Here is a 13,189-nt window from a genome sequence, read left to right as displayed (position 1 = left end):
GTCACGGTGCTTCGGTACGGGCCGCCGCCTCTCGGGCGAGACGGCTGGTCGTCTGGTGAAGGTCGACCATCTGCTCCGTCAGCCGGCGCGACTGTTCCTGCAGGAAGGTGACGTTCAGCGCAGCGACTTCCCGGGCGTCGGCCGCCTTGGCGACGCGCTCGGCGAAATCCAGCGTGGCGCGGACGTTCGTGTCCGTGGCCACCAGCATCCGGTGACCGATCTCGCGCATCGCCGCCATGGCGTGGACGGCGTTATCCTCGAAGGCGTTGTAGAGCCGCGCGCCGGCCGCGTCCCATTGCTCCCGCATCTTGCGTGCGCCGGCCACGTTGCTGTCGGTGAGCTGGTGCGCGGTCTCGCGGCTGGACCCCATCACCGAGCGCCAGCCCTCGAAACTCTGGGCCATCGAGGCCTCGAACGCGTTGAGCGCCATCTCGCCGGCCTCCGCGAAGCGCTCGTAGGTCTCGCGCGCCCGCGCGACGCCGCCCTCCGCCATCGCGCGCCCGGCCTGGCCGGAAACCGCCGGCAGGTTGTCGTTCCCCACTGTCGTCTCCCGTTGCTCGCGAGACGCCGGCCGCCCGCAACACCGGCATCCGTCAGCGGCGTCCCGTCGTCAACCGTACCTTGTGACAGAAACGGATCCGGGCCCCGACCAGAGCGGCGTTCACGATTGACAGCGGGCTCTGCCGCGAAATCATTTCATCCCGGGAGCGAACGCCACGCCAACCGCCCGACCAGAAGGCAGAACGATGCCGGAGACCTGCCCGCCATCCCTCCGGCCAAGTGTACCCGGCCGTCATCCCTACGAGACGGGGCTGGACCGGACGCCCGCCAATTACGTGCCGCTGACCCCCGTGAGCCTTCTGGCGCGCGCCGCCGCCGCATCGGGAGCCAAGATCGCCGTCATCGACGGCAGCCGGCGCCTCACTTACGCGGACCTTTACACGCGAAGCCGCCGCCTCGCCTCCGGCCTCGCGCGTCTCGGAACCGGACGGCTCGACACCGTGGCGATCCTCGCGCCGAACGTGCCCGAGATGATCGAGGCCCATTTCGCTGTGCCGATGCTCGGCGCCGTGCTGAACCCGCTCAACACCCGCCTCGACCCGGCGACGATCGCCTTCTCCCTGGCGCATGGCGGCGCCCGGGTGGTGATCGTCGAGGCCGAGTACGGAGCGCTCGCGGCACGGGCACTGGCGGATCGGGCCGAGCCCATTCTCGTTGTGACGATCGGCGAGACCGGCATCGCCGGGGCGATCCCGTACGAAGCGCTGCTGGATTCAGGCGACGCCGACTACGCCTGGACCGGCCCGGAAGACGAATGGCAGTCGCTCTGCCTCCTGTACACGTCCGGCACGACCGGCGACCCGAAGGGGGCGGTCTACAGTCACCGTGGCGCCTATCTTCAGGCCCTCGGCAATGCCGTGACCTTCGGCCTGACCGCGGAGAGCGTGTATCTCTGGACCTTGCCGATGTTCCATTGCAGCGGCTGGTCGTATCCCTGGGCGAGCGTCGCCGCCTGCGCGACCCAGGTCTGCCTGCGCAAGGTCGAGCCGGCGGCAATCTTCCGTCTCATCGCCGAGCACGGCGTAACGCATCTCTGCGGCGCCCCGATCGTGCTCTCGATGATCGCGCACGCGCCGGAGACCGACCGCGTGGCCTTCCCGCAACGGGTGCGATGCGCGGTCGGCGGCGCGGCCCCCTCCTCGACGATCATCCGCACGATGGAAGAACTCGGCTTCCAGGTGACGCATCTCTACGGCGCCACCGAGAGCTACGGGCCGGCCACGGTCTGCCTCGCGCAGCCCGACTGGACCGCTCTGACGGACGACGACCGTTACGCCCGCATGGCGCGTCAGGGCGTGCCGCTCGCGACGCTCGAAGGCGTCTCGGTCATTGATGGAGCGAGCGGCCGGCCCGTCGCGCAGGACGGCGTGGCGGTCGGCGAGATCTGCCTGCGCGGCAACACCGTGATGAAGGGCTATCTCGGCAATCCCGACGCCACCGGACGCGCGCTGGCCGGCGGCTGGTACCGGACGGGCGACCTCGCCGTCTGGCATCCGGACGGCTCCGTCGAGATCAAGGATCGGGCCAAGGATATCATCATCTCGGGCGGCGAGAACATCTCGAGCCTGGAGGTGGAGGAGGTGCTGATGCGCCATCCGTCGGTGATGCTGGCGGCGGTCGTGGCGCGGCCGGACCCGACCTGGGGCGAGAGCCCTTGTGCGTTCCTCGAAGTGAAGCCGGGCGGCGACGCACCGACCGACCAGGAGGTGATCGCTTTCTGCCGCGAGCGCATGGCGCGGTTCAAGGTGCCGAAGACGGTCGTGTTCGGCGTGCTGCCGAGGACCTCGACCGGCAAGATCCAGAAGTTCGTGCTGCGCGAGCAGGCGCGTGCGCTTTGAGCCGCTGAAACGGACCGCCCAACACACCTCCTCATCCTGAGGTGCCAGGGCCTCGCGGAGGCCTCGAACGAGGGGTCCAGCCGGCCGCGCTATCCCTGGAACGCTCCTTCGAGGACCGCTGGCGCGGGCACCTCAGGATGAGGGCGCGGGTGAAATCTATGAACTCGGCCGCTGCCCGCCCGCTCAGCCTTTTGCGACGGCAGGCTTCCAGACCTGCGCGGCGGTTTCCGCAGCCGCCTTGAGCTCGGCGTGCAAGTCTGGATCGGCGTCGTGCGTGCCTGTGCGGATCGCCTGGACCAGCGCCTCGACCGGCGCGCCGGCCAGCACGCGCTCGGTCGCCGCCTGCAAGGCATCGGTCTCGGCGATCTCGCGGGCGGCGATCCCGATCGCGTTGGCGACCATCAGCGCGACGTAGCGCGGCCGACCGGTCAGGCCGGGGATTACCTCCTCGGTCAGTGCCCGGCGGGCCGCGTCGAGGAGGGCGGCGCCGGAAGGCTCGTCCTGCATGATCAGCTCCAGGCACCGGGGGCGGTCGCCTGCAGGATGGTCCGTTCCAGGTCGGGGACCATCCGGCCGGTCAGCGCCAGTTCGAGGGAGAATTCACGGCCGGAGACGTGGCGGGCGCCCTGCTCCAGGGCGATGACCGCCCAGCGCAGATGGGCCAGTACCTCCCAGTACGCCACGCGGCCCGGATCGATCCGACGACCGCTCGCAGCGGTGTAGCCGCGGTAGAAGGCGGTGCGGGACCCGATCCCGCCGGCCTCCAAGTCCGGTCTGCCGAACCGCCAGCAGGCGGCACAGAACCAGCCGAGATCCTGCGCAGGATCGCCCCAGCCGGCGAATTCCCAGTCGAGCACGGCGGTCAGGCCCGACCCGTTGACCATGTAGTTGCCGGTGCGGAAATCCCGATGGACCAGGGTCGGCTCCGGGCAATCGGGTGCGTGCACCTCGCCCCAGCGCAGGCCCCATTCGATCGCCGGCCGCCGCACACCGATCCCGTCGAGGCTCGCGCGGAGCCGCGCGATCTCGGCGCGGGCCGGGTCCGCCTCCGGCGCCCCGAGGAAGGCCAGTGCGGGCGGCAGCGGCTCGCGCACATCGAGCGTGTCGTGGATCTTGGCGAGTTCCCGTCCAAGATCTTCCGCGAGGCGCTCGCGGTCACCACCGAGGCTCAGATCCTTCGCGATGCGCGGACCCAGGCCGACACCCTCCACCAGGCCCATGAGCGCGAACGGCGCGCCGACCACGCCCGGGTCCGTGCAGAACCCGACCGGCTCCGGCACGCGCACACCGGCGCGCCAGACGGCCTCCAAGATACGGAACTCCTCCGCGCGCGAACGGCTCGACGCGATGGTGGCGGCGGCATCCATGCGCAGCACGTAGTTACGGACGCCATCGCCGAGGCGGCAGCGCACCAGCCTGTTCTCCTGGATCGAGCCGCCGCCGAGCGGGCGGATCTCCTCGATCGCAAGGTCCGGGCGGCCGAGATGGCCGGCCATCCAGTCGCGCAGGCGATCCGAATCCATCGGTTACAGGCCCGAAACGAGGTGGCCGCCATCCACCGCGACGACGCTTCCGGTCATGTAGGCGCCGGCATCGGAGGCGAGCAGCAGCAGCGGGCCGTCGAGTTCGGCCGCCTCGCCGAGCCGGCGCTGCGGAATGCGCCTGATCAGGGCTTTGCCGGCATCGGACTCGAAGAACGCGTCGTTCAGCTCGGTCTTGATGTAGCCCGGGGCCAGGGCGTTCACCCGGATCCCGTGGCGCGCCCATTCGAGGGCCAGGCTCTTGGTGAGCTGGACGACCCCGGCCTTCGAGGCAGCGTAGGGCGCGAGCCCGCCAGCGACCCGCAACCCTAAGATCGACGCGATGTTGACGATGCTGCCGCCGGCGCCGTGGTGGGCCATGCGCCGTCCGGCCGCTTGAGCGACCAGCCAGACGCCCTTCAGGTTCGTGTCGAGCACCGCATCCCAATCGGCCTCGTCGAGATCGAGGGCGGGCTTCGTCGCGGTGACGCCGGCATTGTTGACGAGCACCCGGACGGGACCGAACCGCGCCTCCGCGGCATCCAGCGCCTGCTCGACGCTGGCCGCGTCGGTCACGTCCATCACCACCGCGTGGGCCTGGCCGCCCTCCCCTTCGACGCGGGTGACGGTCTCGGCCAGGGCATCGGCCCGCCGCGCGCAGAGGGTCAGGTGCGCGCCGGCCCGCGCCAGCGTCCCGGCGAAGTGGCGGCCGAGGCCGCTCGACGCGCCGGTCACTAGGACGTGCCGGCCGGCGAGATCGAAGGCGTTCGCCATCTCAGTGCAGCCGCTCGACCGCCAGGGCAATCCCCTGGCCGCCGCCGATGCACATAGTCACCAAGCCGTAGCGCCCGCCGCTGCGGGCCAGCTCGTAGAGCGCTTTCACGGTGATGATCGCGCCGGTGGCACCGATCGGGTGACCCAGCGCGATGGCACCGCCATTGAGATTGACCTTGGCGGGGTCGAGGTCGAGTTCGCGCGACACCGCGCAGGCCTGGGACGCGAAGGCCTCGTTCGACTCGATCACGTCGAAATCCGCCGCGCGCAGGCCCGTGCGCTCCAGCAGCCGCCGCACGGCCGGAACCGGGCCCATGCCCATCTCGGACGGATCCACGCCCGCATGGGCGTAGCCGACGATGCGCGCGAGCGGCGTGCGGCCGTCGCGCTTCGCGCGGGCCGCGCTCGACAGGACCAACGCGGCGGCGCCGTCGTTGAGGCCCGAGGCGTTGCCGGCCGTGACGCTGCCGGTCTTGGAGAAGGCGGGGCGCAGCTTGGCGAGATCATCGGCGCTGGTCGATTTCGGGTGCTCGTCGGTGTCAAACGCCACCGTCTCGCGCTTGCGCTGGATCTCGACGGGCAGGATCTGCTCGCGGAACCGGCCCTCCTGAATCGCCCGAGCCGCACGAGCCTGGCTCTCGGCGGCGAAGGCATCCTGCGTCTCGCGGGGGATGCCGTAGCGCTCCGCGATGTTCTCGGCGGTCACGCCCATATGGCCGTTTCCGAACGGGTCGCTCAGCGCGCCGAGCATGTAGTCGACGAGCACCGCGTCGCCCATGCGCTGCCCGGTGCGCCCGTTCTTCAAGAGATGCGGCGAACGGCTCATGCTCTCGGCGCCCCCGGCCACCGCCGTGTCGGCATCGCCGAGCAGGATGGACTGCGCCGCCGAGACGATCGCCTGGAGGCCGCTGCCGCAGAGGCGGTTGACCGTCATGGCCGGCACCTCCTTGGGGATGCCGCCCTCCATGGCCGCGACGCGGGCGATGTAGGCGTCCCGCGGCTCGGTCGGGATCACGTTGCCGAGTACGACGTGGCCGACCGCCTCCGGCTGCGTGCCGGCCCGGCGCAGTGCCTCCGCGATGCATCGGGCCGCGAGTTCGGAGGGCGGGATCGCGGCCAGCGCGCCGCCGAAGGTGCCGATCGCGGTCCGCACTGCGCCTGTGATCACGACGTCGGTCATGCTCGTCATCTCTCGCTTACGCGCCCACCGGCCACGACCAGAAGGCGTCGCCCTCGGCTTCCAGGTTTCGGTTGAGCACCATCTTGTGAACCTCGTCGGCCCCGTCCACCAGCCGCGCCTGCCGGGCGTAGCGGTAGATCCATTCGAGCGGCGTGTCGGTGGAATAGCCCCGGGCGCCGTTGATCTGGATCGCCACGTCGGCGGCCGCGTGCAGCAGGTTGGCCACGTGGACCTTGGCCATCGAGACTTCCTTGCGGGCGAAGCTGCCCTGGTCGAGCGCCCAGGCGGCCTTCATGACCAGAAGGCGGCCGATCTCGATCCGCATGGCGAGGTCGCCCAGCATCAGCTGGATGCTCTCCCGGTCGGCCAGGCGGATACCGAAGCCGTGGCGCTCGGCCGCGTAGGCCCGGGCGATCTCGACGCAGCGCTTCGACAGGCCGAGCCAGCGCATGCAGTGGGTCAGCCGTGCCGGGCCGAGGCGAATCTGCGTGAGCTTCAGGCCGTCGCCCTCGTTCATCAGGATGTTCTCGGCTGGGATCTCCAGCCCCTCGAACAGCAGCTCGCAATGGCCGCCATGCTCCTCCGGTCCCATGATCGGGATGCGGCGCAGGATCCGCCAACCGGGCTGGTCCTTGTGGAACAGGAAGGCGGTCAAACCTTTCCGCGCGTCGTCGGAAGTGCGGGCCATCAGGATGAAGTGGTCGGCTTCCTCGGCGCCGGTGATGTACCATTTCCGGCCGGTGACCACGTAGGTGTCGCCCCGGCGTTCGGCCCGGGTCTGGATCATGCCGGGATCGGAGCCGCCGCCAGGATGCGGCTCGGTCATCGCGAAGGCTGAGCGGACCCGTCCGTCCACGATCGGCGCAAGCCAGCGCTCCTTCTGGGCCGGGGTTGCGACCTTCTCCAGCACCATCATGTTGCCGTCGTCCGGCGCGGCCGAGTTGAACACGACCGGCCCGAAGATCGAGCGGTTCATCGCCTCGTAGCAGACCGCCATGCCGACTTTGTCGAGCCCGGCGCCCCCGGTCTCGGGCTTCAGCTGAAGGCACCACAATCCCTGCTCGCGGGCGAGGCCGCGCAGCCGGGCCAGCTCGGCAAGGCTGATGTTGCCGTGCCCGTCATAGGCTGCCGGCTCGGATTCGAGCGGCACGATGTGGGCATCCACGAAATCGGCGATCCGGGCGCGGTACGCCTCGACGCGGGGCGAGATGGTGAAGTCCATGGTCGCGGCCTCCGGCAGATGCCCGTGCGCGGTCGGGAGGCGCCCGTCGGGCTGGGCGCACCCGCTCTCGTCCGTTCTCTCCACGATCGGGACCCGGTCAGGCAACCGCAAGGCGAAACGAAGTGCCGCGGCTGTTCGGCGCCCGCGCCGTTTGCGGCGGTGGTCAGCGTCTGCCGAACAGCCGCTCGATGTCGGACAGCTTCAGCTCGATCGATGTCGGACGCCCGTGATTGCACTGACCGGAATTGGGCGTCGCCTCCATCTCGCGAAGCAGGGCATTCATTTCCTCCGGGCGCAGACGCCGCCCGGCGCGGATCGAGCCGTGGCAGCTCATCCGCGACAGGACGGCGTCGAGGCGCCGCCCGAGCGGACCGCCCTCAGTGGCCGGAGCGCCGCCTTCCTCGTCTCCGCTGGCCTCCAGGGCGTCGAGGATGTCGGTGACCAGGTCCCGTACCGAGGCGCCGATCAGCGCCGCCGGCACCTCGCGCACCAGCACGGCGCCGGGGCCGAAGGGCTCGATCGCGAGTCCGAGGCGGTCCAGATCCGGCGCCGCGGCGACCAGCCGCTCGGCTTCCTCCGGGCTCATCTCCACCACGTCGGGGATCAGCAATCCCTGACGGGCGATGCCGCCACGCGCCCGCTCGGCCTTCATCCGTTCGTAGACGAGCCGCTCGTGCGCGGCGTGCTGATCGACGATCACGAGGCCGTCGCGGGTCTGAGCGAGGATGTAGGTCTCGTGGATCTGGGCCCGCGCCGCGCCGAGCGGGTGGTCGATGGCCTCCGCGGCCTCGGCAACGGACCGGACATCCGCCTGGGGCGGGGCCTCGATCTCCGGACGTGCGAACGGAGCTTGGGCCGCCTCGGCGAAACCGCGCTCGTCCGACAGGGCAAAGGCCGGATCCGGCGTGCGCGCCGCCTGTGCAGGCCGCCAAGCGTCCGACCGGCCGTAACCGGGAGGCGCCGCCACCGAGGGCGCATGGGCCGGAAACGGACCCGGTCGCGCGGGCTGAAACAGGCTCGGCGCGGCAATCCCGGTATGGATCGCGAGCGGCGGCCCGGCCGGCCGCAGGACATCGAGGGTCCGGGCCGCGCCGGTCGTGGCCGAGCGGGCGCCGCCACGTCGCAGCGCATCGTGGATCGCGCTCACCACAAGGGCGCGCACGAGGCCGGGCTCGCGGAACCGCACCTCCGTCTTGGCCGGATGGACGTTGACGTCGACGAGCTCCGGGTCGCACGCGATGCTCAAGCCGAGCACCGGGTGCCGGTCGGAGGCCAGTGTGTCCGCGTAGGCGCCGCGCACCGCCCCGAGCAGCAGACGGTCCCGTACCGGGCGACCGTTGACCGCGAGGTGGATGTGGGTCGCCGCGGCCCGATGATAGGTCGGCAGCCCGACATGGCCCGTGACCGCGAAGCCCTCGCGGGCAAGGGACGCCGGCAGGGCGTTGGCGGTGAAATCCGGTCCCAGCACCGCGGCGAGCCGGCGCAGATTGGCCTCCGGCCCACCTTCCGCCGGCAGAACCAGCGGCTGGCCGGCATCGGCCCGCAGGGTGAAGCGGATCCCGGGCTGGGTAACGGCGAGCCGCCGCAGGATCTCGGCGATGGCCGCGTTCTCGGCGCGATCAGACTTCAGGAACTTGAGCCGGGCCGGCGTTGCGGCGAACAGCTCGGTCACCTCGATCCGCGTGCCGCGCTGTGCCGCCGCCGGGCGCACCGGCCCCTTCAGGCCAGCCTCGATGGTGAGGCTCGCACCCGCCTCGGCATCCGGGGTCCGGCTGACGATGGCGAGCCGCGACACCGCGCCGATCGACGGCAAGGCCTCGCCGCGAAAGCCCAGCGTGTCGATCGCCGTCAGATCGCCCCCGGGCAGCTTCGAGGTGGCGTGACGCTCGACCGCGAGGTCGAGATCGTCCGGCGTCATGCCGCGTCCGTCATCGACGACGCGGATCAGCCGCCGGCCTCCGGCCTCGACCGTGACCTCGATGGTCCGCGCCCCGGCATCGATGGCGTTCTCGACGAGTTCCTTCACGGCCGAGGCCGGGCGCTCCACGACCTCGCCGGCCGCGATGCGGTCGACGAGCACGGGATCGAGGCGGCGGACGGAGGGCGCGGTGGCGGTCATGGACATCTGCCGCCAAGATAACCCCTGGGTGGTCCCGATCCAATCGGGCGCCGGCAGAGGTCCGGCGCTCAGGCGCGCCGCTTTGACCCGCCCAGGGAGATCCGGCCGGCGCTGCCGGTTCGCGTTCCGTGGTTCGGCGCCGCGTAGGGCCGGCGGGACAGGTCGTAGAGGACGTTGCCGACGAGCCCGGCCGTGCGCCGCAGCGTTGCGCCGTCGCAGGTTGCTGCGACCCGGACCCCGATCTCGTGCGTGTGGCTGCGGCCGTAGAGCCAGACGGCCAGCCGCGCTCGGGTGGCTTCCGGGATGCCGTCGAGCAAGTCGGTGGCGCCCTCGGCGTCGGATTTGATCAATTGCCCCACCGTCTCGGGCGAGACGGGGCAATCGTTGGTGGGATCGTCGACGCTGAGCACGCGGTCCTTCGTCATGGCGGCACCTGACCGTTCTGGAACTTCAGGTTGAACGTTCTTGGTTAACGAACGGTGACCACAGGCGACGGCTTGTTTTATGCTCCGACGAGAGGGACTGCTCCACCGGCTTGAGCGGCGCAGCCCGGAAGCGACATTTCAGAGCGGTCTGCGGATCAGGCGCGCGATCAGGCCGATGATGCCTTCGCGGAACAGCAGAACACAGAGAACGAAGACGCAGCCCTGGATGATCGTCACCCAGGCGCCGAACTGGGCGAGGTAGGTCTCCATGGTGACGATCACCAGCGCTCCGACGATCGGCCCGAACACCGTGCCCATGCCGCCGACCAGCGTCATCAGCACCACCTCGCCCGACATCGCCCAGTGGACGTCGGTCAGCGAGGCGAGCTGGAAGACGATCGCCTTGGTGGAGCCGGCGAGCCCCGCCAGCGTCGCCGAGAGCACGAACACCGCGAGCTTGTACTGGCTGGCCCGGTAGCCAAGCGAGATCGCCCTCGGCTCGTTGTCGCGGATCGCCTTCAGCACCTGCCCAAACGGCGAGTGGATGATCCGGTAGATCAGCAGCATCCCGGCCAGGAAGATCACGGCGACGACGGCGTACATCGCCCGATCGTCCGCGAGGCTGATCACCCCGAACAGCGCACCGCGCGGCACCGCCTGGATGCCGTCCTCGCCGCCGGTGAACTTCGCCTGCAGCGAGAAGAAGTAGGCCATCTGAGCGAGCGCCAGGGTGATCATGGAGAAGTAGATGCCCTGCCGGCGGATCGCCAGCGCGCCGAAGACCAGCCCGAGCAGGGCCGCCGTCGCCGTGCCGGTGAGGATCGCCACCTCGGGCGTGAAGCCGAGATGCTTGGCGGTGTAGGCGCAGAGATAGCTCGCCATGCCGAAATAGGCGGCGTGACCGAAGGAGAGCAGGCCGCCGTAGCCGAGCAGCAGGTTGAAGGCGAGTGCGAACAGTGCGAAGCACAGCACCTTCATCAGGTAGACGGGGTAGAGCACCAGCGGCGCCACGATCAGCAGAACGGCGATGCCGACGAAGATCAGGCGGTGGAGTGCCTTGTCGTCCCGGGTCGTCGGCAGAGCGGCGGCGATCGGGGCGGCGTCGATGGCGGCGGTGTCGGCCATGGGAGATGCCTCAGTTCGCGGTCAGGCCGTGCGCCCGAACAGGCCGGCGGGTTTGACGAGCAGCACCAGCACCATGATCACGAAGATCACAGTCGCCGAGGCTTCCGGATAGAACACCTTGGTGAGCCCCTCGACGAGGCCGAGGGCGAAGCCCGTGATCACCGAACCGATGATCGAGCCCATGCCGCCGATCACCACCACGGCGAAGACGACGATGATGATGTCGGCGCCCATGTTGGGGTTCACCGAGTAGATCGGCGCGGCCAGCACCCCGGCGAAGCCCGCGAGCGCGACGCCGAAGCCGTAGGTCAGCGTCAGGAACAGCGGCACGTTCACCCCGAAGGCCTGGACCAGGGTCGGATTCTCGGTGGCTGCCCGGAGATAGGCGCCGAGCTTGGTCTTCTCGATCACCAGCCAGGTGGCGATGCACACGGTGAGCGAGGCGACCACCACCCAGGCCCGGTAATTCGGCAGGAACATGAACGGCAGCCGCTGGCCGCCCGACAACTCGGCCGGGATCGCGTAGGGCAGGCCCGAGACGCCGTACTGGTTGCGGAACAGACCCTGGATGATCAGCGCGAGGCCGAAGGTCAGCAGCAGGCCGTAGAGATGGTCGAGCTTGTAGAGCCGGGCGATCAGCACCCGCTCCAGCACGATCCCGAAGGCCCCGACCACCAGGGGCGCCAGACCCAGCGCCCACCAGTAGCCGAGGCCGACATAGGTCAGCAGCATCCAGGCCACGAACGCGCCCATCATGTAGAGCGCGCCGTGGGCGAAGTTGATGATATTCAGGAGCCCGAAGATGATCGCCAGCCCCAGCGACAGGATCGCGTAGAACGAGCCGTTGATCAGGCCGAGCAGCAATTGCCCGAACAGGGCCTGCGTCGGCACTCCGAAGATCGTGGTCATGGCCGTTCTCCGCGCCTAGATCGCATGCTCAGCCCTTCACGAGAGGGCAGTTGCCCTCGTTGAGTGGCCGGAAGACCTGATCGCCCGGGATGGTCTCGAGCGTCTTGTACAAATCCCACTCGCCCTTCGATTCGGCGGGCTTCTTGACCTCGAACAGGTACATGTCGTGGATCTTGCGGCCGTCGGCGCGGATCGTGCCCTTGCCGAACAGCGGGTCGTCGGTCGGCGTCGCCTTCATCTTGGCGACCGTGGCGGCGCCGTCGGCGGTCGATTTCAGCTCGGCGACGGCCTTCAGGTAGTGGAGCACGTCCGAGTAGACGCCGGCATGGTTGGCGGTGGGCTTCGAGGCGTTCTTCATCTGCTTGGCGAAGCGGTCCGAGAAGGCCCGGGTCTGGTCGTTCAGGTCCCAGTAGAACGGCTCGGTCAGCACCAGACCCTGCGCGACCTTCGTGCCGAGGGAATGCACGTCCGAGGAGAAGACCAGGAGGCCGGCGAGCGCCTGCCCGCCCTCGGTGATGCCGAACTCACCCGCCTGCTTGATCGAGTTGATCGTGTCGGTGCCGGCATTGGCGAGGCCGATCACCTTAGCGCCCGATCCTTGCGCCTGGAGCAGGAAGGACGAGAAATCCGAGGTCGGGAACGGCGTCTTCACCGAGCCCACGACCTTGCCGCCGTTCTTGGTGATGACCGCGCTGGTGTCGCGCTGAAGGGTCTGGCCGAAGACGTAGTCGGCGGTGAGGAAGAACCACGTATTGCCGCCGCGCTTCACCATGGCACCGCCGGTGCCGTTGGCCAGCGCCACCGTGTCGTAGACCCAATGGATCGTGTTCGGCGTGCATTGCGGGCCGGTCAGATCGGCGGTGCCGGCGCCGGTGTCGATGAAGACCTTGTTCTTCTCCTTGGTGACCTGGCTGATGGCGAGCGCAACCGAGGAGGTCACGCCGTCGGTGATCATGTCGACGGCGTCGCGGTCGTACCATTGCCGGGCGATGGCCGCGCCGACATCCGGCTTGTTCTGGTGGTCGGCCGAGACGATCTCGACCTTCAGCCCGTGCTGCTCCGGCTTGAAATCCTCGACGGCCAGCTTGGCGGCGACCACCGAGCCCTCGCCGCTGATGTCCGAATAGGCACCCGAGCGGTCGCCCAGGATGCCGATCTTCACGTTCGTCTGCGCGGCCGCGGTGCCCATCATCAGTGCGCCCGCGAGGGCGGCGAGAGTCACGGGCCGACCAATACGTCCGAACATGTGCGTTTCCATCCTTGATCTTGTGCACCCCCTCGCGCCGACCCGGTATTCGGGCTGACAGGAAGTGGTCGAGTTGCCAAGCGTCGTCGAATTCTTGAGCTGGGATTTGTCACCGTCATTCCGGGGCCGCGCAGCCGAGCCCGGAATTCAGAGCCGCCGTCGGAGCTGATCGTTGCACGACGCTCCAAGCCCGCGGAGTTTCTGGATTCCGGGCTCCCGCTTGCGGCGAGCCCCGGTACGACGGCGTCTTGATCTGCCGCGATCCGTTGA

Annotated in this window: 12 protein-coding genes; 1 reads left to right on the top strand and 11 read right to left on the bottom strand. The window is 69.6% G+C overall.

The window, feature by feature from the left end; all coding sequences use genetic code 11:
• Window position 1: 1 nt before the first annotated feature.
• Window positions 2-541: a phasin family protein gene (locus AC3WSN_RS00440; protein ID WP_192706889.1), complete on the bottom strand. Its 540-nt coding sequence runs from the start codon at window positions 539-541 to the stop codon at window positions 2-4.
• 205 nt (window positions 542-746) lie between these two features.
• Here AC3WSN_RS00440 and AC3WSN_RS00435 point away from each other — a divergent pair, with 205 nt between their 5' ends.
• A complete protein-coding gene (locus AC3WSN_RS00435; RefSeq protein WP_492535581.1) occupies window positions 747-2,399 on the top strand; it encodes an AMP-binding protein in 1,653 nt (550 codons plus the stop codon).
• A 183-nt stretch (window positions 2,400-2,582) separates the two neighbouring features.
• Here the strand turns inward: AC3WSN_RS00435 and AC3WSN_RS00430 are convergent, their stop codons facing one another.
• From AC3WSN_RS00430 to AC3WSN_RS00385, 10 genes are all read right to left on the bottom strand, one after another.
• Window positions 2,583-2,906 carry a DUF6285 domain-containing protein gene (locus tag AC3WSN_RS00430; RefSeq protein WP_492535579.1) on the bottom strand — a complete coding sequence of 108 codons (324 nt, stop codon included), beginning with the start codon at window positions 2,904-2,906 and terminating at the stop codon, window positions 2,583-2,585.
• Between the two features lie 2 nt (window positions 2,907-2,908).
• A complete protein-coding gene (locus tag AC3WSN_RS00425) occupies window positions 2,909-3,922 on the bottom strand; it encodes a phosphotransferase family protein (protein WP_492535577.1) in 1,014 nt (337 codons plus the stop codon).
• Window positions 3,923-3,925: 3 nt separating this feature from the next.
• A complete protein-coding gene (locus AC3WSN_RS00420; RefSeq protein ID WP_492535576.1) occupies window positions 3,926-4,693 on the bottom strand; it encodes an SDR family NAD(P)-dependent oxidoreductase in 768 nt (255 codons plus the stop codon).
• A gap of 1 nt (window position 4,694) precedes the next feature.
• A complete protein-coding gene (gene bktB, locus AC3WSN_RS00415) occupies window positions 4,695-5,873 on the bottom strand; it encodes a beta-ketothiolase BktB (protein ID WP_492535574.1) in 1,179 nt (392 codons plus the stop codon).
• Window positions 5,874-5,889: 16 nt separating this feature from the next.
• On the bottom strand, window positions 5,890-7,095 hold the full coding sequence (locus tag AC3WSN_RS00410; RefSeq protein WP_492542971.1) for an acyl-CoA dehydrogenase family protein: 1,206 nt from the start codon (window positions 7,093-7,095) through the stop codon (window positions 5,890-5,892).
• 163 nt (window positions 7,096-7,258) lie between these two features.
• The gene (gene mutL, locus AC3WSN_RS00405; protein WP_492535573.1) at window positions 7,259-9,220 is read right to left on the bottom strand and encodes a DNA mismatch repair endonuclease MutL; all 1,962 of its coding nucleotides are present in this window, start codon (window positions 9,218-9,220) and stop codon (window positions 7,259-7,261) included.
• 62 nt (window positions 9,221-9,282) lie between these two features.
• A complete protein-coding gene (locus AC3WSN_RS00400; protein ID WP_492535571.1) occupies window positions 9,283-9,639 on the bottom strand; it encodes a hypothetical protein in 357 nt (118 codons plus the stop codon).
• A gap of 138 nt (window positions 9,640-9,777) precedes the next feature.
• The gene (locus AC3WSN_RS00395) at window positions 9,778-10,764 is read right to left on the bottom strand and encodes a branched-chain amino acid ABC transporter permease (RefSeq protein ID WP_192706881.1); all 987 of its coding nucleotides are present in this window, start codon (window positions 10,762-10,764) and stop codon (window positions 9,778-9,780) included.
• 21 nt (window positions 10,765-10,785) lie between these two features.
• On the bottom strand, window positions 10,786-11,673 hold the full coding sequence (locus AC3WSN_RS00390) for a branched-chain amino acid ABC transporter permease (protein ID WP_043380394.1): 888 nt from the start codon (window positions 11,671-11,673) through the stop codon (window positions 10,786-10,788).
• 28 nt (window positions 11,674-11,701) lie between these two features.
• On the bottom strand, window positions 11,702-12,919 hold the full coding sequence (locus AC3WSN_RS00385; protein WP_492535568.1) for an ABC transporter substrate-binding protein: 1,218 nt from the start codon (window positions 12,917-12,919) through the stop codon (window positions 11,702-11,704).
• Window positions 12,920-13,189: the final 270 nt, after the last annotated feature.

The organism is Methylobacterium sp. FW102-HT35C08 (assembly GCF_058790235.1).
This window is presented reverse-complemented; position numbering and strand designations above follow the sequence as displayed.